Origin of the sequence: Pseudomonas sp. B21-017 (genome assembly GCF_024749245.1) — a bacterium.
In the GTDB taxonomy this organism is placed as follows: domain Bacteria; phylum Pseudomonadota; class Gammaproteobacteria; order Pseudomonadales; family Pseudomonadaceae; genus Aquipseudomonas.
This window is the reverse complement of sequence record NZ_CP087194.1, coordinates 5,905,178-5,926,597: the sequence shown is the minus strand read 5'-3', so window position 1 is coordinate 5,926,597 and position 21,420 is coordinate 5,905,178. Positions and strand designations below refer to the sequence as shown.

Genomic DNA, 21,420 nt, shown 5'->3' with positions numbered 1-21,420 from the left:
AAAAAGCCCAACAAGGCGGCAAAGTGCCCAAATGCGCCCATTACGCAATTCTCGGAGTTTGCCTACAACCTTGGCGGACGTCATCCGATAACCCGCCGTCCGCGCAAAATATAACCTAGACGACAGGCAGGAAAAATGACGCACGACCCGCCTCGGAGCCGCGCACAAGGCGCGATCTGATCCCGACAGGAAGACGCTGTATGTCCTTACCTCCCACGACTCAAGCCAGCATTGAACAGTTGCACCGAGACGTGGCTGCTTTGGCTGAAGACATGCGTAGCCCGGCCCCCACCGCGACCCGAGCGATACTACTGCCGTTCGGGCTCGGCGCCGCGCTGGCCCAGGTGACCTTTCATGTGCGCTAGATCCGTGCTGTCTAGGATCAGAATTAGGCCGCGCCCGCAGAGTTGGCAAGGCTGGTCAATGTGGCATTACACATTTCCGACTGCACCTGGCCTGCGTTACAGCCGCCACCGATCATTTAGCAGTGATTTTGGCGGCATCTAACCAACGTTAGGAGTTACCAGTATGTTCAAAGTAACCCCCAATCCGCCGGCAAGGTCCAACGCTAAGATCATCGATCAACGCGCTGTTGATCGACTGTTGTCCCATATGATTTTGGGTCAGAGACGGCACCGAGAAATCGTGCCAGGGCTTCAGTCCCCCTCCGTGAACCGCCGCCGCGTCAGGAAAAGCACCACGCCCAGCGGCACGGCCAGCAGTGCTAGCAGTTCCAGGTCAAAGCCCAGCACCTGCTGCTCACCAACCTTGAAGATGCTGACCAAGCCCGTTGCTAGCAGCGTCAAACCCAGCCACTTGCGCAGCGGGTACGGTTTCAGAAACTGAACGAGGATCGCGCCCAGCACCAGAAGGACGATAGTTTGCATGATGTAGGGCATGTGCAGTTCCTCAGACCTTGATGACCAGCGTCACGACAGAGCGCTGTGGGCCAATCCCGCCATGGACCTCTCCCTCGATGCTGACCAGCACGTCACCTGCATGCAGGTTCGGCAGGGCCCCTTTGAGGTACCAGTTGACACCTGTCGTCACGACTGCACCTGAAGCCCAGCCAATGAGCGGCCCGCCCAACGCACCTACCTTCCCGGCAACGCCACCTGAGGCCGCAGCAATTCCCTTGGCGACGTTGCCGCGCATAGTGCTGATAGCATCGGCCTGCTGCCGGGTGAGGGGATTGGAAATGCAGACTGTCAGCAGGCATGGCAGGTTTCGAGCCTGCATTCGGTCGTACATATCGACGACTATGCTGTTGACTTGGTAATGGGCGCGTTTTGCTTCGCCAAAGTGCAGCTCGCGCAGGCGACCTCGGTCGCTTTCCATGAGGGTGATTTGAGACAGATTGAAGACGATCCCTTCCTCGGACCTGTACTGCGTGGTCTTCTCGAACTTCATGCGCGTATCCATTCGTGCAAAAAGACGATGATTTTCTACAAGCGGTGACTAAGATGCAAACCGTCTTTGATGTGAGGCCCCGGGGAATTTGACGTCTGCACGGGTCTCATCGCCAGCTACCGCACCCCCGCAAGGTCAGTTTTCGGTCAGCGGCAACAGCGACGGCTCTGGGACGGTACTCCTTCGCGGTGCCGGATGAGGTTGCACGCGGTGAGTTGCGGCTGTTGCGCAATCCAGAGGATGACCTGTAGGCCAAGGCACCTCCTTGAAGCGCCTTGGCGGCTGGCGAACCAGCACTGTACCTAAATTGTACCCTTGGACCCTGGGACTGTATCTGTGGTGGACCAGCCAGAAACGCGAAAGCCGCGCAATGCGCGGCTTTGGAGTTGGTGGGCCCACACGGACTTGAACCGTGGACCAAAGGATTATGAGTCCTCTGCTCTAACCAACTGAGCTATAGGCCCTCAGTAGGCCGCGGATTATAGCGATGGTTTCTCGGCTGTGCTATCCGAAAAATCCGATACGGTTATACGAAGAAACGTCGCGGCGAATTCGTCGGGGGAAAGTGGCAGGCTGACGATGTAGCCCTGGATCTGTTCGCAGCCTTCGGTGGTGAGGAATTGTTGCTGGGCATGGGTTTCGACGCCTTCGGCGATGACGGTGAATTGCATGCTGCGGCCCAGGGCGATGATTGCGCGGACAATCGCCGCGTCGTGCGGGTCGTCCGGCAAGCCGCGGACGAAGGACTGGTCGATCTTGAGGATGTCCAGCGGCAGGCGTTTGAGGTAGCTCAGGGACGAATAACCGGTGCCGAAATCGTCGATCGCCAGCTGCACGCCCAGGCGTTTGAGTTGGTGCAGGACCGTCAGCGCTTCTTCGGCCTGGCTCATGATGAAGTTTTCGGTAATCTCCAGTTGCAGAAAATCAGGTTTGAGGCGGTTGTCCTTGAGCAATTGCTCGATCCGGCCGAGCAGGTTCGGCTGGCGTAATTGAGCGCCCGCCAGGTTGACCGAGAGTGGGCCGAGGCACTCATAGACCTGATTCCACTCGTACATCTGCTGGCAGGCAGTCTCCAATACCCAATCACCGATTTGCAGGATCATGCCGTTTTCTTCGGCCAGGGGAATGAAGTGCTCGGGGGGCACATCGCCAAAGGTCGGGTGATGCCAGCGAATCAGCGCTTCGGCACCGACCAGCCGATGATCCTTGAGGCTGATTTTGGGTTGGTAGTACAAAAACAGCTCATTGCGCTCGATGGCGCGTCGCAGTTCATGCTCCAGTGCCACGCGTTCGCTGGCCTGGGCGGTGAGGTCGCGGGTGTAGCTTTCAACCCGGTTACGGCCCTTGGCCTTGGAGCGATACATCGCGGCATCGGCGTTCTTGACCAGCGTGGCAACGTCGCAGCCGTCCTTGGGATACAGGCTGGTGCCGATGCTGGCGCTGATGAAAAACTCGTGCTCGCCGGCCTGGAAAGGGGCGCTGAAGCAATTGAGCAGCTTGGTGGCAATGTTGTCGGCATCGCTGGCCTGTTGCAGGCCGGGGAGCAGGATGATGAATTCGTCGCCACCCAGCCGCGCCACGGTATCGATATCGCGCAACTGCTCCTTGAGGCGTACGGCGATGCCTTTGAGCAGCAGGTCGCCGACCGGGTGACCGAGGCTGTCGTTGATGTGTTTGAAACGGTCCAGGTCCAGGAATAGCACGGCGCCTTGGCCACCGTTTTCCTGCTGGTTGTTCAGCGCGGTCAGCAGGCGGCTTTCGAACAGTGTGCGATTCGGCAGGCCGGTCAGCGGATCGTGGTGCGCCTGGTAGTCGAGTTTGGCTTGCGCATGCTTGAGGCTGGAAATGTCCGCGAACACCGCGACAAAGTGGGTGATGAGTTTGTCCCGGTTGCGCACGGCGCTGATGGTCAGCCAGCTCGGGTAGAGCTCGCCGTTCTTGCGCCGGTTGGAAATCTCGCCTTGCCAATGACCTTCGGCGGTCAGTTGATGCCACATCGCAGCATAGAAGGCGCTGTCGTGCAGGCCCGAGGCGAGCAGGCGAGGGGTGTGGCCCAGTGCTTCGGTCTCGCTGTAGCCGGTGATTTCGGTGAATGCCCGATTGACCGCGCTGATGTGCTGTTGGGTGTCGGTGATCAAGACGCCCTCGGCGGTGCTTTCGAACACGGTGGCGGCCTGTTGCAGTTTTTCCTGCATCAGGTGCCGCTCGGTAATGTCCCGGGCGATGGTCAGCATGCAGTCTTCATCGCCGATGGGCAGCGGTCGGCTTGAAACTTCGCAGAGCCGGATCTGCCCGTCCTTGCGGCGGATGTGGCAACTGAAATCGCGGACGAAACCATCCCGGTGCAGCAATTCGAGCATCTGTTTGCGCTCGTTGAGATTGACCCAGATCCCCAGGTCCAGCGCCGACCGATCTACCGACATCGCACTGTTGAACCCGGTTATACGGCTGAAACCTTCGTTGACCTCCAGCAGCAAGCCGTCGCTCTGCCGGGACAGCAGCAAGCCGTCGGGGGAGGCGTGGAAGGCCTTGGCGAATTTCTCTTCGGAGGTTTGCAGCTGTTGCTGGGTTTCCTTGAGCTGACTGATGTCTCGTACGACGACCACCAGGGCCGGGGTCGTGTCGAGGTCGAAAGGCTCGGCAGAGATCAGGCCGGTAAACACCTGGCCATTGTTGCGGCGAAAGGGCATCTCCAGGTTGCGGATACTGCCGGCCTGCAATCGCTGCAGCAAACCCGGTCCCACGCCAGGAACGCCCCAGATGTTCAGGTCGGTGGCCGTCTGGCCTATGACGTCTTCGGCCTTGAGGCCGATCTGTTCCTCGAACGCTTCGTTGACTTCCAGCAGGCAGCCATCGGAAAGCCGTGCGATCACCAGAATATCCGGGCATTGCTGGAACACTGAGGCGAACTTCTGTTCCGACAGGCGCAGCGCCTCTTCGGTGCGTTTGGCTTCGCTGATATCGATCATCAGCCCGCGCAGGACCGGTTCACGGCCATGTTCGATCAGGCTGACGATATCGCGGACCCACAGGCAACGGCCATCAGCGGTGATGACCCGGTAATCGACGCTGTGATCGCGCCCGGCCGCCACTTCACGGTCGCAGAACGCCTGGGCCCGAGTGAGGTCCGCGGGGTGGATGATGTTGCGCCAGAAGCCCGGAATCAGCCAATGGGACAGGGGATAACCGAGGAGGTCCTGGGCGTGGGGCGACACGTAACTGTAGGTGTAATCGCTGATCTGCGCTTCCCAGGCGATGGCTGAAAGACTCTCCACCAGCCCGCGGTAATGGTATTCGCTGCTGCGCAGCTCCTGTTCCAGGTCGACCCTGCGGGCAATTTCCGAACTCAGTCGGCGATTGATCCGGATCACCACTGCCAGCACGATCATCAGTGCCAATAGTCCTGGCAGGCCGTAAATCAGTACGTCGGACCAGAAGGTCCGATGGTCCAGGACGTTACCGACCCAATGTTCCTGGATGGCACTGATTTCACTCGGGCTCATGTCTGCCAGGACTTTGTCCAGGATACTGACCAGCAGCTTATTGTTCGGGGGGACGGCCATCGCCAATTGATAGCGGTAGGGCGTCTCACCGCTGACGTAGAGCCCTTCGAGCTTGAGCTGGCGCAGGCTCCAGACACTGGAGGCGAGATCGCCCACGACCGCGTCCACTTCGTCAGTAGCCAGCGCTTGCAATGCCGAACTGACATTGGGCATCGCCACCAGATTCAGGTCGGGATGTTGGGTGCGCAACAGTTCATGGGGGGCGTAGTTTTCCACCACGGCGATCTTCAGTCCGTACAGATCTTTGAGTTTGCGCGGTTGGGGGCCTCCGACGTGGGCCAGAATGACAATCGGAAAATCGAGGTAGGGGCGGGTGAACGACAGATAGGTCTGGCGCTCGGGGGTCGACATGATGCCCGGCAAGATGTCTAGCTTGCCTTGTTTGGCCTGCTGCAGCACTTCGGTCCAGCTGACCGGTTCGATGGGCGTGAGTTTGATGGCCAGCCGTTGCCGGATGACGTTGATATAGTCCGCTGCCAGGCCCTGATAACGCCCATGATCGTCGCGAAACTCAAACGGCGGCCAGGAGGCATCGACGCCCAGGCGCAATTCCGGGTGAGCCGCCAGCCAGCTACGTTCTTCGTCGGTCAGAGTCAGCGCGCCAGCCGTTGCGGTCCAGGTCATCAGCGACAGCAAAAAAAGCACGGTCGACCATCTGGGCATAACGGTCTCGTTATGGCTTTGGGGGAATGCTTCGAGTGTAGACGGGCTATTCGGCGGGTGGGACGTGCGGGGCATTTAATCTGCATAAAGCAAAACCCCCGGCCTGGGCCGGGGGTTCTGTGATCACTCGTCGAGGAAGGAGCGCAAATGCTCGCTTCTCGTCGGGTGGCGCAGCTTGCGCAGCGCCTTGGCTTCGATCTGACGAATCCGTTCACGGGTCACGTCGAACTGCTTACCAACCTCCTCGAGGGTGTGGTCGGTATTCATGTCGATACCGAAACGCATGCGCAAAACCTTGGCTTCACGGGCAGTGAGGCCGGACAGGACTTCGCGAGTCGCTTCTTTAAGGCTCTCAACGGTGGCGACATCGATTGGCGACTGCATGGTCGAGTCTTCGATGAAGTCACCCAGATGGGAGTCTTCGTCATCACCGATCGGGGTTTCCATGGAGATCGGCTCTTTAGCGATCTTCAATACCTTGCGGATCTTGTCCTCAGGCATTTCCATGCGTTCGCCCAGCTCTTCCGGGGTCGGTTCGCGACCCATTTCCTGCAACATCTGCCGGGAAATACGGTTGAGCTTGTTGATCGTCTCGATCATGTGCACCGGAATACGGATGGTGCGGGCCTGGTCGGCGATCGAGCGAGTGATCGCCTGACGGATCCACCAGGTGGCATAAGTCGAGAATTTGTAGCCGCGGCGGTATTCGAACTTGTCTACCGCTTTCATCAAGCCAATGTTGCCTTCCTGGATCAGATCGAGGAACTGCAGGCCACGGTTGGTGTACTTCTTGGCGATGGAGATCACCAGACGCAAGTTCGCTTCGACCATCTCTTTCTTCGCGCGGCGGGCCTTGGCCTCACCGATCGACATGCGACGGTTGATGTCCTTGATCTCGGCGATCGTCAAACCGGTTTCGGTTTCCAGCGCGGTCAGCTTCTGCTGGCAACGAATGATGTCCGGTTGTAGGCGACCAATGGCTTCAGCGTATTTGCTTTTGCCTTTGGCCAGTGCATCGCTCCAGCTTTCGTCGACTTCATTGCCCGGGAACTGGCGCAGGAAGTCGGCACGCGGCATGCGGGCATCACGAACGCACAATTGCATGATCGCGCGCTCTTGCTGACGCAGACGATCCAGGGCGCTGCGAACACGCTCGACCAGGCCTTCGAATTGCTTCGGCACCAGTTTGATCGGCATGAACAGCTCAGCCAGGGCCAACAGCTCGGCAATCGCAGCCTTGTTGTAGCGACCGTGCTTTTTCAGCGCCTTGCGGGTGATTTCCATCTGATCGGCGACAGCGCCAAAACGCTGTGCGGCGATGACCGGATCCGGACCGCTTTCGGCTTCTTCTTCGTCATCGCTTGCTTCGGCGTCATCGTCGTCGGTGTCGTCGTCCGCTTTCACGGCTTTCGGGTCGACAGGCGGCGGCACTTCGGCTGCAGGCGGCGCAATGCCGTCGTCCGGGTCGATATAACCGCTCAGGACGTCGGACAGGCGGCCACCTTCGGTGGTGACGCGAGTGTACTCGGAGAGAATATGGTCAACCGTGCCAGGGAAGTGCGCGATTGCGCCCATCACTTCGCGGATGCCCTCTTCAATACGCTTGGCGATTTCGATTTCGCCTTCACGTGTGAGGAGCTCTACCGTACCCATTTCACGCATGTACATGCGCACTGGGTCGGTGGTGCGACCAATGTCGGTCTCGACCGCTGCCAACGCTGCTGCTGCCTCTTCGGCCGCGGCTTCGTCGGTATCGGCGTCGGCCAGCATAAGGGAATCCTTATCTGGCGCAACCTCGAATACGTTGATCCCCATGTCATTGATCATGCGGATGATGTCTTCCACCTGTTCCGGATCTGAAATATCCTCCGGCAGGTGGTCGTTGACCTCCGCGTAAGTCAGGTAGCCCTGCTCACGACCAAGTGTGATCAACTCTTTGATACGAGACTGCTGTTGCGCTTTTCCGGACATAACACCCTATCCACTGAAGGTCTTGGCGGGCAAAAAACAAGCCGAGGATTATACCTGAGCTATGACCTCACGCGCCAGTTGAGGTCGGGTTTGATGCGCAAACATTGCGGCTTAAAAGGTCGCGCAGTTGATTTTTCTCTTCGGCACTCAACTCACTTTGACGCGCTTTTCGAAGAAGTTGTTCCAGATTTCGCTCGCGTTGGCGGGCTGACAAGCTAGTAATGGTGTCGAAAAACTGTTGTTCAAGGTTATCTCCATCAATCAGCCATTCCTTTTCTGCCAGCGCTTTCAGCAGTCGGCCCTGTTCAGTGCCGTGCCAACGCGCAATCAGTTGAAATGAGTTTAGCTTGGGATTCTTCTGTACGGCTTCGAGCAGGGCGACCAGCAGTTGCGTGTTAGTGTGGTCTTCGGCCGCAAAGTGCCCGGCATCCTCGACTTTTTCGGCCAATTGCGGGTGATGCAGCAACGTGCGCAAGGCGGCCAGGGTGGGTGGCTCTACAGCAGCCGGTACTCGTGGCGCGCGTGGTTGATCGCGATCGCCGCCACGTTTGCCGTTCTTGTCCCACGGTTTCTTGTCCCATTTCTTGCCGCCCGCACCGGGTTTTTTCGGCGTCCACTCCTGCTGCGGCACATACATCTCTTGTGCCTGCGGCTGATGGTAGTCGCTGTAATCGGGCATGGCGTCGTAATCAATGCCTGGGTCGTAAGCCGGTGGTGCTTCCTGAGGTGCGCTTAGCACCAGTTGACTCACGGCTTCGCCGCTGAGCCCGGTAATTTCGGTCAGGCGCTGGCGCATCAGAATGCGTAGGTTGGCGCCCGGAACCTTGTCGATCAGTGGCGCGGCGAGGGTAGCCATGTGGGCCTTGCCTTCAAGCGAGCGCGGGTCCGATTCCTCGGTCAGCTGTTGGAAAAAATAATCGGCCAATGGCTGTGCGTGCTGATTGATCCGCGCGCGGAAGGCGTCAGTGCCTTCGGAGCGGACCAGCGTGTCCGGGTCTTCGCCTTCGGGCAGGAATAGAAAGCGTGCGCGCCGTCCGTCCTGCAGGCTCGGCAACGTCGCTTCCAGTGCACGCCAGGCAGCGTTGCGGCCGGCCTGGTCGCCGTCGAAGCAGAACAGTACGTTGGGTACGACGCGAAACAGTCGCTTCAAGTGCTCTTCGCTGGTGGCGGTGCCCAGGGTTGCCACAGCATTGCGCAGGCCTTGCTGGGCGAGGGCGATGACGTCCATGTAGCCTTCGACGACGATGATTTCGTCGAGGTTGCGGTTGTTCTTGCGCGCTTCGTAAAGGCCATAGAGTTCCTGGCCCTTATGGAAAACCGGGGTTTCCGGTGAGTTCAGGTATTTCGGCTTGTCGTCGCCCAGTACCCGGCCGCCGAAGGCGATGATGCGCCCGCGACTGTCACGGATCGGGAACATCACGCGATCGCGGAAGCGGTCATAGCGCTTGCCGGTTTCGGCGTTCTCCACCAGCAGGCCGGCATCGATCATGGCCTTTTGCTGCAGGGTGTCGCTGCTCAGATGCTTGAACAGATTATCCCAGCCGGGCGGAGCGAATCCGAGGCCGAAATCCCGAGCAATTTCGCCGGTCAATCCACGACCTTTCAAGTAATCCACGGCCGCTTTGCGCGCCGGATGGCTTTTCAGGGCCTGGCGGTAAAAATCGGCGGCAGCGGTGAGCAGCGGATACAGCGGCGAATCGGTGGGCTGCCGCGGTTTGTGCGGTCGGCCGCTTTCTTCGCGGGGGATTTCCATGCCGGCGGCTTTGGCCAGTTCTTCGACTGCCTGGGGGAAGTCCAGGTTGTCGTGGTCCATGATGAAGCCGAGGGCGTTACCGCCAGCGCCGCAACCGAAGCAGTAATAGAACTGTTTGTCGGGGCTGACGCTGAAGGAGGGGGTTTTCTCTTTGTGAAACGGGCAGCAGGCGGTGTAGTTCTTGCCGGCCTTTTTCATTTGCAGGCGCGAGCTGACCACGTCGACGATGTCGGTGCGGTTCAGAAGGTCGTCAATGAAGCTCTGGGGAATTAGCCCGGCCATGGCGTTCTCGTCATCTGCGCTGAAATGGACCCGAAACGAAGTGCGGCCGAACGCAGGTCGTTGTTTGAGGCGCGCAGGGTGTGCGGCTCGACCGGTGTCGTCTGCGTAATCGCTGTCGGGAAGTGTATCTGCCGAAAATCCACTGACGTTAGTACCAATCAGCATTCGACTATTCGAAAGTGTTTCGCTGAGTCCGGCGACGGCCAATCTATGGCCTCGGATAGCTCAATAAGCGGGCACGCAAGACGGTGCCTTGGGCTGATCGTCGTGAGAGGAATCAGTGGGTGTGCTCGTCAGTAGCCTTGAAAGGCTCGTCAGAAAAGACGTGCACCGCTGGCAAAAGAGCCAGGTCTGACGCTGTGAAGCAGGTTTGTCTCGGTCGCGTCTGCGGCTTTGACGGTGAAGCATCAAGCGTTGTCCGCAAATGCCATTAGCCCGGCTGAGGGCCGGGCTTGGCAGAAGCTTGCTACGATCGTCTGTGTATTAGTACAGACGAACGGCGCGGCGCTGTTCGCGCTGTACTTTCTTGGCGTGACGCTTAACAGCGGCTGCTGCTTTGCGCTTACGCTCAGAAGTAGGCTTCTCGTAAAATTCGCGGCTACGAACTTCAGCCAGTACACCGGCTTTTTCGCAGGAGCGCTTGAAACGACGCAGAGCTACGTCGAAGGGTTCGTTCTCTTTAACTTTGACGGCTGGCATCCAGAGCTACCTTCATTCATTACCGGGGTCAACATCCTCGCGGCAAAAGAGCACTTGAAGACGTCGGTTTTTAAGGGTTGCGGATGTTAACCCCTCATCGCTCGGAATGCAAAGCCTCTGATCGAAAACCGCTGGTCGGGGCATCACGCGACGACTATTATGCGCGCCTTCGAATTCAGCCTCTACAAGGCGCAAACCCATGCTAGTACTGGGATTAGAAACCTCTTGCGACGAAACCGGTGTCGCACTTTACGACAGTGAACGCGGGTTGTTGGCCGATGCGCTGTTCAGTCAGATCGACCTGCATCGCGCTTATGGCGGCGTTGTGCCGGAGCTGGCTTCGCGCGATCACGTCAAACGCATGCTGCCCTTGATCCGTCAGGTGCTGGCGGAGGCCGACTGCGTGCCGACCGAGATCGACGCCATCGCTTATACCGCCGGTCCCGGCCTGGTCGGAGCCCTGCTGGTAGGGGCTTCCTGCGCGCAGGCGCTGGCTTTTGCCTGGGGTATCCCGGCCCTGGGCGTGCACCACATGGAAGGTCACTTGCTGGCGCCGATGCTGGAGCCGCAGCCACCGGAGTTCCCGTTCGTCGCTTTGTTGGTCTCGGGCGGTCATACGCAGCTGGTTCAGGTCGACGGGATCGGTCAGTACACGCTCTTGGGCGAGACCCTCGACGATGCCGCCGGCGAAGCGTTCGATAAAACTGCAAAAATGATGGGCCTCAATTACCCGGGCGGTCCGGAGATCGCTCGTCTGGCGGCGCAAGGCGTTGACGGACGTTTCGTCTTCCCGCGTCCGATGTGTGATCGTCCGGGCCTGGCGTTTAGCTTCAGCGGTTTGAAAACCTTCGCCTTGAACACCTGGCAGCAATGCGTCAGCGCCGGGGACGACGGCGAGCAAGCCCGTTGCGACATCTCGCTGGCGTTCCAGCAGGCCGTGGTGGAGACTTTGACCATCAAGTGCAAGCGTGCCCTGAAACAGGCCGGCATGAAGCGTCTGGTGATCGCTGGTGGCGTCAGCGCCAACAAGGCGTTGCGTACGTCACTGGAAAAAATGCTCGGCGACATGAGGGGCGATGTGTTTTATGCCCGTCCGGAGTTCTGCACCGACAACGGTGCGATGATTGCGTTTGCCGGCTGCCAGCGCTTGCGGGCCGGTCAGCACGAAAGCCTGGCAATCAGCGTGCAGGCGCGCTGGCCGATGGAGCAGTTGTCGGCGCTGTGATGAGTGGCGCTCACGTGCGGTATTTAAAAATGCCGTTCGCGCCCGGCAAACAGGTCGCGTAGATTGCCGCGATGACGCCAGACGATCAGCCCCGTGAGCGCGCTCATGGGCAGCAGTGCCGCCGGTTCTTGCCAGGCGAGCAGCGGCAGGGTCAGGGGTGTGGCAATCAGGGCGGCGAGTGAGCTGGTGCGGGTCAGGTAGAACGTCAACAGCCAGGCACAGACCGCCAGCAGCGCAGCGGGTGGATAGAGCCCCAACAGCATGCCGGCCGCGGTGGCGACACCCTTGCCGCCGCGAAAGCGGAAGTACAGTGGAAACAGGTGACCGATGACGGCGAAGACGCCGATCCAGGCCTGTTCCTGCAGTGAAAGGCCCATTGCACCTGCGACCAGCACTGGCAGCAGGCCTTTGCAGAGGTCGCCGAGCAAGGTCAGGATGGCGAGTTTTTTGCCGGCCAGACGCAACATGTTGGTGGCACCGGCATTGCCCGAGCCACTCATTCGCGGATCGGGGTTACCGGTCAGGCGGCTGAGCAAAATGGCGAAGGACAGAGAGCCGAGCAGGTAGGCGAAAATCGCCAGTGACCAAAACATGCTAACTATTCCGGGCGAGGACGCCCTGATTCTAACGGCGCATTGCGCCCTTGTCGTGCAGCGGAGAGAAGTGCTTGGACAGAGTGTTTATCGAGGGCCTGGAAGTCGACACCGTGATCGGTGCCTACGACTGGGAACGAGGCATCCGACAGTGTCTGCGACTTGATCTGAGCTTCGCCTGGGACAATCGTCCGGCCGCTGCTGGTGATGACCTGACTCTGGCGCTCGACTACGCGAGCGTTTCGTCACGCATCCAGGTTTTTGCCAAGCAGGCGCAGTTCCAGCTGGTCGAGACGTTTGCCGAGCGTCTGACAGAAGTGCTGATGAGTGAGTTCAAGATCACCTGGATGCACCTCAAGCTGACCAAGCCAGGTGCCGTTCCGGCGGCCAAGGGCGTGGGTGTGGAGATCGAGCGCGGATGTCGCTGACTCAGGTGTACCTCGGGCTCGGTAGCAACATCGAGCGCGAATCCCATTTGCAGGCTGGCCTGGACGCCCTGGCGGGTTTCCTGGTGGATATGCGCTGCTCGGCGGTGTTCGAAAGCCAGCCGGTGGGGATCAAGAGCGGGCCGTTTTTCAACTTTGTGGTCTCGGCCTATACCGATCTACCGTTGATGGAGCTGGATCGACGGCTGAAATTCATCGAAGCGGATAACGGCCGTTACGCGCCGGACCGCAAGGGCTTGCCGCTGGATATCGACGTGCTGCTGTTCGGCGATCTGGTGGGCAATTTCGATGGTTTGGTCTTGCCGCGGGCAGAGATTCTGAAAAACGCATTCGTGCTGTGGCCGTTGTCGCTGATTGCGCCGGACAGAGTGCATCCGGGTGTAGGCAAAAGCTTTGCGACCTTGTGGAGCGAGGCGCGGATCGATCAGGTGTTGGCGCCGGTGGCTTTTGAGTGGCGCGGTGAGCAGTTGACCCCTTCCGATATGCTGTAAAGCAAAAGATCGCAGCCTGCGGCAACTTCTACGCCGATCTCTGTAGGAGTTGCCGCAGGCTGCGATCTTTTGCCCTTGCTTATGCTTTTTCTTTGTAGGCCTTCAGCGCCTTGAGCCGCTCGCGCTTGATCGCCTCGCCCAATTCCGGCCCCTTGAATCCCTTCTCCAGCAACGGCTGAACCGCCACGCTTCGCGCTGCAGTCGCGGCACCGCGCAAATAATCCGCCTGTGGATAACTTCGCTGCTCCAGGCCTTTGCGCCCTTGAGCGTCCATCTCGCACGCCGCAATAAACTCCTCAAAGCGCTGAGGTCGACGATAGACGTCGAAACTCTGCAGCAACTCCAGCAGGGTCGACGGTTTCAGCTCCAGAGCCCGGTGGCCATGGGTGTGATACTCGCCCACCAGCAGTGCCAATTCCTGACAATCCTTCGGTGCCTTGAAGCGCTCGTTGATCGCTTTGATCAGCTTCAGGCCTTTGTGCTCGTGGGCGATGTGGCGGGGCCATTCCTCCTCGGGCGTCAGTCCTTTGCCCAAGTCGTGCAGCAGGCAGGCCCAGCGCACGGTCAGCGGCTGTTTGTGCTGTGCCGCTTGCTCCAGCACGCTCAGGGTATGCACGCCTGTGTCGATTTCCGGGTGATGGGCCTCGGGTTGCGGTACACCGAACAGCGCATCGACTTCCGGCATCAGCACTTTGAGCGCACCGCACTCACGCAGCACCTGGATGAACACCTGGGGTTGGTCTTCCATCAGCGCACGGGCGATTTCTTTCCAGCTGCGTTCCGCGGTCAGTGCCTCCAGTTCACCTGATTCGCTGAGTTGCCTCATCAGCGCCAGTGTTTCGGGGGCGACGGTGAAGCCCAGTCCTGCATAACGCGCGGCGAAGCGGGCAACGCGCAGAACGCGGAGCGGATCTTCGGCGAACGCGGGGGAAACGTGACGAAGCAGGCGAGCCTCGAGATCCCGCTGGCCATGGTAGGGGTCGGTCAGGTTCTGCTGATCGTCTTCGGCCATGGCGTTGATCGTCAGGTCACGACGAATCAGGTCTTCTTCGAGCGTGACTTCGGGGCTGGCGTGAAAGGTGAAGCCGCCGTAACCGCGCCCGCTTTTGCGTTCGGTGCGGGCGAGGGCGTATTCCTCACCGCTTTTGGGGTGAAGAAATACCGGAAAATCCGCACCCACCGGGCGAAAGCCCTTGGCGAGCATTTCTTCGGTGGTGGCGCCTACCACGACCCAGTCGATATCGGTGACAGGCCTGCCCAGCAGGCGATCGCGTACCGCACCACCGACTTTATAAATCTGCATAAAAAAACCTCCGTTAGCCCGACAGAATAACCTTTGCGTCGAACTTCCGGAGGCCGAAACAGGATCAAAGATGAATGACAGCCAAGTCTAGCCGGCCGTAGTCTCCCTCGCCGTGTTCGCTTCTGGGTGGAACATGGTGGGTTTTCACCACCTGATCCCCTTGCAGGGTTTCCAGGTGAATGTCGAAGCCCCAGAGCCGATGCAGGTGCTTGAGCACTTCCTCGGTGGAATCGCCGAGCGGCTTGCGGTCGTGCTGCTGGTGACGCAGGGTCAGCGAGCGGTCCCCGCGCCGGTCGATGCTGTAGATCTGGATGTTGGGTTCGCGATTGCCCAGGTTGTATTGCGCCGCCAGGGTTTCGCGGATGGTTCTATAGCCCTCTTCGTCGTGGATCGCCGGAACCAGCAGATCATCCTTTTGGTCGTCATCGAGGATGCTGAACAGCTTCAGGTCGCGGATCACCTTGGGTGACAGGTACTGCAGGATGAAGCTCTCGTCCTTGAAGCTGCTCATGGCGAATTTGATGCTGGACAGCCAGTCTGTGCCGGCGATTTCCGGGAACCAGCGGTAGTCCTCTTCGGTAGGCTGTTCGCATATCCGCCGGATATCGCGATACATGGCAAAACCGAGGGTGTAGGGGTTGATTCCGCTGTAGTAGGGGCTGTCGAAGCCCGGCTGGAACACCACGCTGGTATGGGACGTCAGGAACTCCATCATGAAGCCATCGGTGACCAGGCCTTCGTCATACAAGTCGTTCATCAAGGTGTAGTGCCAGAAGGTGGCCCAGCCTTCGTTCATCACCTGTGTCTGGCGCTGTGGATAAAAATACTGGGCGATCTTGCGCACGATCCGCACGATTTCACGTTGCCATGGCTCCAGCAGCGGGGCGTGTTTTTCGATGAAATACAGGATGTTTTCCTGAGGCTCGGCGGGGAAGCGTGCGTTGTCCTTGTCGCTGAATTTGTCCGCGCCTTTTGGAATGGTTCGCCACAAATCGTTGATCTGCTTTTGCAGATGTTCTTCCCGATCCTTCTGCCGACGGCGTTCTTCTTCGGCGGAAATCGGATAAGGGCGTTTGTAACGGTCGACCCCGTAATTCATCAGCGCATGGCAGGAATCGAGCAAGTCCTCTACCGCGTCGATACCGTGGCGTTCTTCGCACTGCATGATGTACTGCTTGGCGAACACCAGGTAATCGATGATCGAGCTGGCGTCGGTCCAGGTGCGGAACAGGTAATTGCCCTTGAAGAAGCTGTTATGGCCATAGCAGGCGTGAGCCACCACCAGGGCCTGCATGCAGATGGTGTTTTCTTCCATCAGATAGGCGATGCAAGGGTCCGAGTTGATCACAATCTCGTAGGCCAGCCCCATCTGGCCGCGGCTGTAGGATTTTTCGGTACTTAGGAAGTGTTTGCCATAGGACCAATGGTGATAACCCAGGGGCATGCCCACAGAGGCGTAGGCGTCCATCATCTGTTCGGCAGTGATGACTTCGATCTGGTTGGGGTAGGTATCGAGCGCATAGCGGGCCGCGAGACGACTGATTTCGCGGTCGTAGGCCTGGATCAGCTCGAACGTCCATTCGGAGCCGGTGGAAATGGGTTGGCGCTTTTGCTCTTTGGCGGTCATGTCACTAACCTGCGCTGGAAGAGTTCACGGAAGACCGGATAGATATCCCCGGCCGAGACCAGTTGCTGCTGGGCAAAAGTGTCAGAGAAGGCTTCGGCGATGCGTTCGTACTCGAACCACAGGGCCTGGTGTTCGCGCGGGGTAATCTCTACATAAGTGTAGTACTGCACGAACGGCATGATCTGATTGATCAGAATGTCGCGGCAGATCGGCGAGTCGTCGTTCCAGTTATCGCCGTCGGACGCCTGGGCGGCATAGATATTCCACTCATTGCTCGGATAACGCTCGGCCATGATCTCCTGCATCAGTTTAAGGGCGCTGGAAACGATGGTACCGCCGGTTTCCCGGGAGTAGAAAAACTCCTCCTCATCCACTTCGCGGGCACTGGTGTGGTGGCGGATGAACACAACGTCGATTTTGTCGTAGTTCCGCTTGAGGAACAGGTACAGCAGGATGAAGAAGCGCTTGGCGATGTCCTTGGTCGCCTGGGTCATGGAGCCGGACACGTCCATCAGGCAGAACATCACTGCTTTGGAGCTCGGGTTCGGCTGTTTGATCAACAGGTTGTACTTGAGGTCAAAGGTGTCGAGAAATGGCACTCGGTGAATGCGCGCACTGAGCTTCTCGATTTCCGCTTCGAGTTCCTGGATGTCGCCGAAGTTGTCCGGCTCCTCCCGTCTAAGCCGGGCGAGCTCCTCTTTGACTTCGCGCAGTTTTGCCCGGCTGCTGCCGGACAGGGCGATTCGCCGGGCATGGGCCGAGCGCAGCGTACGGATAATGTTGATCCGTGACGGGTTGCCCTCGTTGCTGATGCCCGCGCGTACGGTCTTGAAGGTGTCGGTGCCGGTCAGGTGACGTTTGACCAGGTTAGGCAGTTCAAGGTCCTCGAACATGAATTCGAGGAATTCTTCCTGGGTGATCTGGAAGACGAACTCGTCCATCCCTTCACCCGAGTTACCGGCCTTACCGGGGCCTCTGCCGCCGCCACCTCCGGGCGGACGGGCAATGTGCTCGCCGCTGGTGAACTCCTTGTTGCCCGGGTGCACGATGGTCTGCTTGCCGCCCCGGCCATGGTGAAGCACCGGCTCGTCGATGTCGCGGCCGGGAATGCTGATTTGCTCGCCGTGTTCCATATCGGTAATGGAACGCCGGCCTACCGCCTCTTCGACGGCCTTTTTGATGTGATCACGGTAGCGCCGCAGAAACCGCTGACGGTTTACCGTGCTCTTGTTCTTGCCATTGAGACGTCGGTCGATCACATAGCTCATGACTGCTCCTTAGAAGCTGTCCTGAAAGGGGCGAGCGGTTATGCAGCATCGACCTGTGCCGAGGGATGTTCACGCTCCCCCAAGCGCTTCTGGATGCTGCCTGAACCTCGTTACCGACTTTCGAACACCTCCCAGAGGTCTGTGTAACAGAAAATGCGTACACAGGCCTCTGGCTAACGACAACCGGTCTGACCGGCAGCGGGTTACTGTGATTTTCTGACCCGCAAGTACCACTCGGACAGCAGTCGTACCTGTTTGTCGGTGTAGCCCCGCTCGACCATCCGTGTGACGAAGTCGTTGTGCTTCTGCTGGTCCTCTTTGCTGGCCTTGGCGTTGAAGCTGATGACCGGCAGAAGGTCCTCGGTGTTGGAGAACATTTTCTTCTCGATGACCACCCGCAGTTTTTCGTAGCTGAGCCAGGTTGGGTTTTTGCCGTTGTTGTTGGCACGGGCGCGCAGTACGAAGTTGACGATTTCGTTGCGGAAATCCTTCGGATTGCTGATGCCGGCCGGTTTCTCGATTTTCTCCAGTTCCTCGTTCAGGGCTACGCGGTTGAGGATCTCGCCGGTTTCCGGATCGCGGTATTCCTGATCCTGAATCCAGAAGTCGGCGTACAGCACATAGCGATCGAAGATGTTCTGGCCGTACTCGCTGTAAGACTCGAGATAGGCAGTCTGGATCTCCTTGCCGATGAACTCGATGTAACGCGGCGCCAGGTACTCTTTCAGGAAGCGCAGATAGCGTTCGCGGGTCTCGGCCTGGAATTGTTCCTGTTCGATCTGCTGTTCCAGCACGTAGAGCAGATGCACCGGGTTGGCGGCGATTTCGTGCGGATCGAAGTTGAAGACCTTCGACAGGATCTTGAAGGCGAAGCGGGTCGACAGACCGTTCATGCCTTCGTCGACACCTGCTGCATCGCGGTATTCCTGGATCGACTTGGCCTTCGGATCGGTGTCCTTGAGGTTTTCGCCGTCATACACGCGCATCTTGGAGTAGATGTTGGAGTTTTCCGGCTCTTTAAGGCGCGAGAGCACGGTGAACTGAGCGAGCATTTTCAGCGTGTCGGGTGCGCAATGGGCCTTGGCCAGCGAGCTGTTGAACAGCAGCTTGTCGTAGATCTTCACCTCGTCGCTGACGCGCAGGCAATACGGCACTTTGACGATATAGATCCGGTCGATGAAGGCTTCGTTGTTCTTGTTGTTCCGGAAAGTGTGCCATTCCGATTCGTTGGAGTGGGCCAGCAGAATCCCGGTGAACGGAATTGCCCCCAAGCCTTCGGTGCTGTTGTAGTTGCCTTCCTGAGTGGCCGTCAGCAATGGGTGCAGCACCTTGATCGGTGCCTTGAACATTTCGACGAATTCCATCAGGCCCTGGTTGGCCCGGCACAGCGCACCCGAATAGCTGTAGGCATCGGCGTCGTTCTGCGGGAACTCTTCCAGTTTGCGAATATCGACCTTGCCCACCAGTGCCGAGATGTCCTGGTTGTTTTCATCGCCCGGCTCGGTTTTCGCAACTGCAATCTGGTTGAGGATCGACGGGTAGAGTTTCACCACGCGGAACTGGCTGATGTCGCCGCCGAATTCGGCCAGGCGCTTGGTGGCCCATGGCGACATGATGGTGTTGAGGTAGCGCCGGGGAATGCCGAAGTCTTCCTCGAGGATCGCGCCATCTTCAGTGGCGTTGAACAGACCCAGGGGCGACTCGAAAACCGGCGAGCCCTTGATTGCGTAAAAGGGCACTTTCTCGATCAGCTGTTTGAGCTTTTCGGCCAAAGATGACTTACCGCCACCGACTGGGCCAAGCAGGTAGAGGATCTGTTTCTTTTCTTCCAGACCCTGAGCGGCATGGCGGAAATACGACACGATCTGGTCGATGCATTCTTCCATCCCGTGGAAGTCTTCAAAGGCCGGATAGCGGCGGATCACCTTGTTGGAAAAGATGCGCGACAGCCTCGAGTTGGTTGAGGTGTCGAGCAGTTCCGGTTCGCCGATGGCCAGCAATAGACGCTCGGCCGCGGAAACGTAGGCGCTGCGGTCCTTTTTGCACAGTTCAAGATACTCTTGCAGCGAGAGTTCTTCCTGGCGCGTGGACTCGAAGCGTTGTTGGAAGTGGCTAAAGATACTCATGACGTCACCTCGCTCGATACGTGGAGCCGACGCCGGATCACTCAGTCGATGCTGGCAGCAACCGAACAGGCAGTTGCTGTTTACCCCCCAGAACTCTTCCGGAGCTGACTACTCCGAAAGCTACTCCCGATGACCCGTGCGCCGGTGTACCGGCTCTCCCCTGTTTTGGATGGCCTGCGCTTAAGGATAGTTGGGAATTTGGGAGGTAAAGGCAAGATACGTAATTAGTTGTGGCAGACCGTTCGTCTGTAATCGCGCGAGCCCACGGGGGCCGGGGCTTGCGCATTACAAAATAATTATTCGGAAGTGCCTTGCGCCGTTTCCGAAGGATAGGTCGTACGCCACAGCTCAAAACCGCCGTCCATGCTGTAGACGTCGGAAAAGCCCTGGCTGATCAGATAAGCAGCTGCGCCCTGGCTGGAATTTCCGTGATAGCAGACCACTACCGTCGGTGCATCCAGATCGGCGCCCTGGATGAAAGCATGCAGAGAATGGTTATCCAGATGCTTCGAACCGGTGATGTGCAGTGCGGCAAATGTTGCCGGGTCGCGGACATCGACCACCACCGCGCCTTGTTCGCGCAGGGCCTGGGCCTGTTCTGGGGGGATACGTTTGAATTCGCTCATGGCGGGCTCCTGTGGCTCGGCTGAAAGCGCAGTCTAGCGCGGGGCGCTGGCTGACGTTTGTTCGGGAATAGAGGTGGCGACTGCCGGTCGAAGGTGGCCATGGGCGTCACACTTGCATTGCAGGCGCTCGAAGGTGTCGACATTCATCAGGGTCATGGCACCACCCCAGACGCAACCGCTGTCGAGGGCAAAGAGCCCCGGTTCGTTGCACTGGCCTTCGAGCGCCGCCCAATGGCCGAAGATGATCTTCAGGCCTTTGGTTTTACGCTCCTTGTGCGCGAACCACGGTGCATAGCCCGGCGGTGCGGTGTCGATGCCTTCCTTGCCCTTGAGGTCGAGTTTGCCGTCGCTGGTGCAAAAACGCATCCGGGTGAAATAGTTGGTGATGACTCGCAGGCGGGCGGCGCCTTTGAGGTCGCTATTCCATTTCACCGGCTCGTTGCCGTACATGCCGTCAAGGTAAGGCGCGAAGCGGTTGTCATCGTGAAGGGCTTCTTCGACTTCGGCGGCGCACTTCAAGGCTTTGCGCAGCGACCATTGCGGCGGGATACCAGCATGGACCAGGGCGATATCGCGTTGTTCATCGTAGTGCATGAGCTTTTGCTGGCGAACCCACTCCAGCAGCTCCGCGCTATCGGGTGCTTCGAGGATCTCACGCAAGGTATCGGCTTTCTTCAGGCGCTCGATGTTTTGCCCGACGGCCAGCAAGTGCAGGTCATGGTTGCCGAGTACGCATACCAGCGACTCGCGGATGCCATAGAGGAAGCGCAGGGTTTCCAGCGACTGTGGGCCACGGTTGACGAGATCACCCACCAGCCACAGGCGATCTCGGGCAGGGTCGAAGGCCACTTGCTCGAGCAGGCATTTGAGCGGTTCAAGGCAACCTTGCACATCACCGACGGCATACGTCGCCATCAGTGCAATGCCCCTGGGACCGCCAGACGGAACGGCGCGATGATGGCGTCGAAGTGCTTACCGTCTTCGGCGAGCATCTGGTAGGTGCCCTGCATCGTGCCGACCTTGGATGTCATGACGGTGCCGCTGCTGTACGTGTGGCTCTTGCCCACCTCGATCAACGGCTGCTGGCCGACGACGCCCGCACCGCGAACCTCCTCGACATGGCCGTCACCGTCGGTGATGACCCAATGCCGTGAAAGCAGTCTGGCGGGTAGCAGGCCATTGTTTTGCACGGTGATGGTGTAGGCGAAGGCAAAGCGGTCTTGCTCGGGTTGCGATTGTTCTGCCAGATAGCGGGTGACGACGCTGACGTCGACCTGGTAACGAGGATCGGACATGCAAAAGGCCTTAGAAACGAAGCGGAACGCGGGGCGTAGCTGATAGAACTCAGTCTAGGCCAAGTATCGGGTAGTAAAC

18 protein-coding genes and 1 tRNA gene are annotated in these 21,420 nt (G+C 58.9%); 4 read left to right on the top strand and 15 right to left on the bottom strand.

Annotated features, from left to right (window positions below; genetic code table 11):
• Positions 1-200 precede the first annotated feature (200 nt).
• Positions 201-365 carry a hypothetical protein gene (locus LOY28_RS27025; RefSeq protein ID WP_168206189.1) on the top strand — a complete coding sequence of 55 codons (165 nt, stop codon included), beginning with the start codon at positions 201-203 and terminating at the stop codon, positions 363-365.
• A 291-nt stretch (positions 366-656) separates the two neighbouring features.
• Here LOY28_RS27025 and LOY28_RS27020 read toward each other — a convergent pair whose 3' ends face one another.
• The 7 genes from LOY28_RS27020 to rpsU all read right to left on the bottom strand — a co-directional run bounded on the left by LOY28_RS27020 (position 657) and on the right by rpsU (position 10,341).
• Positions 657-899: a hypothetical protein gene (locus LOY28_RS27020; RefSeq protein WP_018928836.1), complete on the bottom strand. Its 243-nt coding sequence runs from the start codon at positions 897-899 to the stop codon at positions 657-659.
• A gap of 10 nt (positions 900-909) precedes the next feature.
• Entirely contained in the window at positions 910-1,410 is a 501-nt protein-coding gene (locus LOY28_RS27015; protein WP_019580724.1) for a hypothetical protein, read from the bottom strand.
• 387 nt (positions 1,411-1,797) lie between these two features.
• Positions 1,798-1,874 (bottom strand) — tRNA-Ile (locus LOY28_RS27010).
• A 15-nt stretch (positions 1,875-1,889) separates the two neighbouring features.
• Positions 1,890-5,636, bottom strand: a complete 3,747-nt coding sequence (locus LOY28_RS27005; protein WP_018928838.1) for a bifunctional diguanylate cyclase/phosphodiesterase — start codon at positions 5,634-5,636, stop codon at positions 1,890-1,892.
• Positions 5,637-5,759: 123 nt separating this feature from the next.
• The gene (rpoD, locus tag LOY28_RS27000; RefSeq protein ID WP_007936542.1) at positions 5,760-7,607 is read right to left on the bottom strand and encodes an RNA polymerase sigma factor RpoD; all 1,848 of its coding nucleotides are present in this window, start codon (positions 7,605-7,607) and stop codon (positions 5,760-5,762) included.
• Positions 7,608-7,674: 67 nt separating this feature from the next.
• Positions 7,675-9,642, bottom strand: a complete 1,968-nt coding sequence (dnaG, locus tag LOY28_RS26995) for a DNA primase (protein ID WP_258612748.1) — start codon at positions 9,640-9,642, stop codon at positions 7,675-7,677.
• A gap of 483 nt (positions 9,643-10,125) precedes the next feature.
• Positions 10,126-10,341: a 30S ribosomal protein S21 gene (gene rpsU, locus LOY28_RS26990; protein ID WP_002551877.1), complete on the bottom strand. Its 216-nt coding sequence runs from the start codon at positions 10,339-10,341 to the stop codon at positions 10,126-10,128.
• 199 nt (positions 10,342-10,540) lie between these two features.
• Between rpsU and tsaD the strand changes: the two genes are divergently transcribed.
• The gene (gene tsaD, locus LOY28_RS26985; RefSeq protein WP_018928841.1) at positions 10,541-11,566 is read left to right on the top strand and encodes a tRNA (adenosine(37)-N6)-threonylcarbamoyltransferase complex transferase subunit TsaD; all 1,026 of its coding nucleotides are present in this window, start codon (positions 10,541-10,543) and stop codon (positions 11,564-11,566) included.
• Positions 11,567-11,589: 23 nt separating this feature from the next.
• Here the strand turns inward: tsaD and plsY are convergent, their stop codons facing one another.
• Positions 11,590-12,159 carry a glycerol-3-phosphate 1-O-acyltransferase PlsY gene (gene plsY, locus LOY28_RS26980; RefSeq protein ID WP_019650331.1) on the bottom strand — a complete coding sequence of 190 codons (570 nt, stop codon included), beginning with the start codon at positions 12,157-12,159 and terminating at the stop codon, positions 11,590-11,592.
• A gap of 74 nt (positions 12,160-12,233) precedes the next feature.
• Between plsY and folB the strand changes: the two genes are divergently transcribed.
• The gene (gene folB, locus LOY28_RS26975; RefSeq protein ID WP_258612747.1) at positions 12,234-12,587 is read left to right on the top strand and encodes a dihydroneopterin aldolase; all 354 of its coding nucleotides are present in this window, start codon (positions 12,234-12,236) and stop codon (positions 12,585-12,587) included.
• Positions 12,578-13,096 carry a 2-amino-4-hydroxy-6-hydroxymethyldihydropteridine diphosphokinase gene (folK, locus tag LOY28_RS26970; RefSeq protein ID WP_018928844.1) on the top strand — a complete coding sequence of 173 codons (519 nt, stop codon included), beginning with the start codon at positions 12,578-12,580 and terminating at the stop codon, positions 13,094-13,096. The genes folB and folK overlap by 10 nt, the downstream gene beginning before the upstream one ends.
• Positions 13,097-13,175: 79 nt before the next feature.
• Here the strand turns inward: folK and LOY28_RS26965 are convergent, their stop codons facing one another.
• The 7 genes from LOY28_RS26965 to apaG all read right to left on the bottom strand — a co-directional run bounded on the left by LOY28_RS26965 (position 13,176) and on the right by apaG (position 21,341).
• A complete protein-coding gene (locus tag LOY28_RS26965) occupies positions 13,176-14,399 on the bottom strand; it encodes a multifunctional CCA addition/repair protein (RefSeq protein WP_258612746.1) in 1,224 nt (407 codons plus the stop codon).
• A gap of 64 nt (positions 14,400-14,463) precedes the next feature.
• Positions 14,464-16,026 (bottom strand): SpoVR family protein, encoded by a 1,563-nt coding sequence (locus LOY28_RS26960; RefSeq protein WP_018928846.1) that lies wholly within the window; start codon positions 16,024-16,026, stop codon positions 14,464-14,466.
• Positions 16,023-17,294 carry a YeaH/YhbH family protein gene (locus LOY28_RS26955; RefSeq protein ID WP_018928847.1) on the bottom strand — a complete coding sequence of 424 codons (1,272 nt, stop codon included), beginning with the start codon at positions 17,292-17,294 and terminating at the stop codon, positions 16,023-16,025. The genes LOY28_RS26960 and LOY28_RS26955 overlap by 4 nt, the downstream gene beginning before the upstream one ends.
• A gap of 203 nt (positions 17,295-17,497) precedes the next feature.
• On the bottom strand, positions 17,498-19,420 hold the full coding sequence (locus tag LOY28_RS26950; RefSeq protein ID WP_007904259.1) for a PrkA family serine protein kinase: 1,923 nt from the start codon (positions 19,418-19,420) through the stop codon (positions 17,498-17,500).
• A gap of 296 nt (positions 19,421-19,716) precedes the next feature.
• Positions 19,717-20,046 carry a thiosulfate sulfurtransferase GlpE gene (gene glpE / locus LOY28_RS26945; protein WP_018928848.1) on the bottom strand — a complete coding sequence of 110 codons (330 nt, stop codon included), beginning with the start codon at positions 20,044-20,046 and terminating at the stop codon, positions 19,717-19,719.
• Positions 20,047-20,079: 33 nt separating this feature from the next.
• Positions 20,080-20,961 carry a symmetrical bis(5'-nucleosyl)-tetraphosphatase gene (locus LOY28_RS26940; protein WP_018928849.1) on the bottom strand — a complete coding sequence of 294 codons (882 nt, stop codon included), beginning with the start codon at positions 20,959-20,961 and terminating at the stop codon, positions 20,080-20,082.
• A complete protein-coding gene (gene apaG, locus LOY28_RS26935; protein WP_018928850.1) occupies positions 20,961-21,341 on the bottom strand; it encodes a Co2+/Mg2+ efflux protein ApaG in 381 nt (126 codons plus the stop codon). Before apaG ends, LOY28_RS26940 begins: the two co-directional genes overlap by 1 nt.
• Between the last annotated feature and the right edge of the window lie 79 nt (positions 21,342-21,420).

Excerpts from the sequence above, each read along its gene's own strand:
- dnaG (WP_258612748.1), bottom strand. The coding sequence starts at position 9,642 with ATGGCCGGGCTAATTCCCCAGAGCTTCATTGACGACCTTCTGAACCGC.
- glpE (WP_018928848.1), bottom strand. The coding sequence starts at position 20,046 with ATGAGCGAATTCAAACGTATCCCCCCAGAACAGGCCCAGGCCCTGCGC.
- tsaD (WP_018928841.1), top strand. The coding sequence starts at position 10,541 with ATGCTAGTACTGGGATTAGAAACCTCTTGCGACGAAACCGGTGTCGCA.
- LOY28_RS26955 (WP_018928847.1), bottom strand. The coding sequence starts at position 17,294 with ATGAGCTATGTGATCGACCGACGTCTCAATGGCAAGAACAAGAGCACG.
- apaG (WP_018928850.1), bottom strand. The coding sequence starts at position 21,341 with ATGTCCGATCCTCGTTACCAGGTCGACGTCAGCGTCGTCACCCGCTAT.
- LOY28_RS27020 (WP_018928836.1), bottom strand. The coding sequence starts at position 899 with ATGCCCTACATCATGCAAACTATCGTCCTTCTGGTGCTGGGCGCGATC.
- rpoD (WP_007936542.1), bottom strand. The coding sequence starts at position 7,607 with ATGTCCGGAAAAGCGCAACAGCAGTCTCGTATCAAAGAGTTGATCACA.
- LOY28_RS26950 (WP_007904259.1), bottom strand. The coding sequence starts at position 19,420 with ATGAGTATCTTTAGCCACTTCCAACAACGCTTCGAGTCCACGCGCCAG.
- LOY28_RS26965 (WP_258612746.1), bottom strand. The coding sequence starts at position 14,399 with ATGCAGATTTATAAAGTCGGTGGTGCGGTACGCGATCGCCTGCTGGGC.
- LOY28_RS26960 (WP_018928846.1), bottom strand. The coding sequence starts at position 16,026 with ATGACCGCCAAAGAGCAAAAGCGCCAACCCATTTCCACCGGCTCCGAA.
- LOY28_RS27015 (WP_019580724.1), bottom strand. The coding sequence starts at position 1,410 with ATGAAGTTCGAGAAGACCACGCAGTACAGGTCCGAGGAAGGGATCGTC.
- LOY28_RS27025 (WP_168206189.1), top strand. The coding sequence starts at position 201 with ATGTCCTTACCTCCCACGACTCAAGCCAGCATTGAACAGTTGCACCGA.
- plsY (WP_019650331.1), bottom strand. The coding sequence starts at position 12,159 with ATGTTTTGGTCACTGGCGATTTTCGCCTACCTGCTCGGCTCTCTGTCC.
- LOY28_RS27005 (WP_018928838.1), bottom strand. The coding sequence starts at position 5,636 with ATGCCCAGATGGTCGACCGTGCTTTTTTTGCTGTCGCTGATGACCTGG.
- rpsU (WP_002551877.1), bottom strand. The coding sequence starts at position 10,341 with ATGCCAGCCGTCAAAGTTAAAGAGAACGAACCCTTCGACGTAGCTCTG.
- folK (WP_018928844.1), top strand. The coding sequence starts at position 12,578 with ATGTCGCTGACTCAGGTGTACCTCGGGCTCGGTAGCAACATCGAGCGC.
- LOY28_RS26940 (WP_018928849.1), bottom strand. The coding sequence starts at position 20,961 with ATGGCGACGTATGCCGTCGGTGATGTGCAAGGTTGCCTTGAACCGCTC.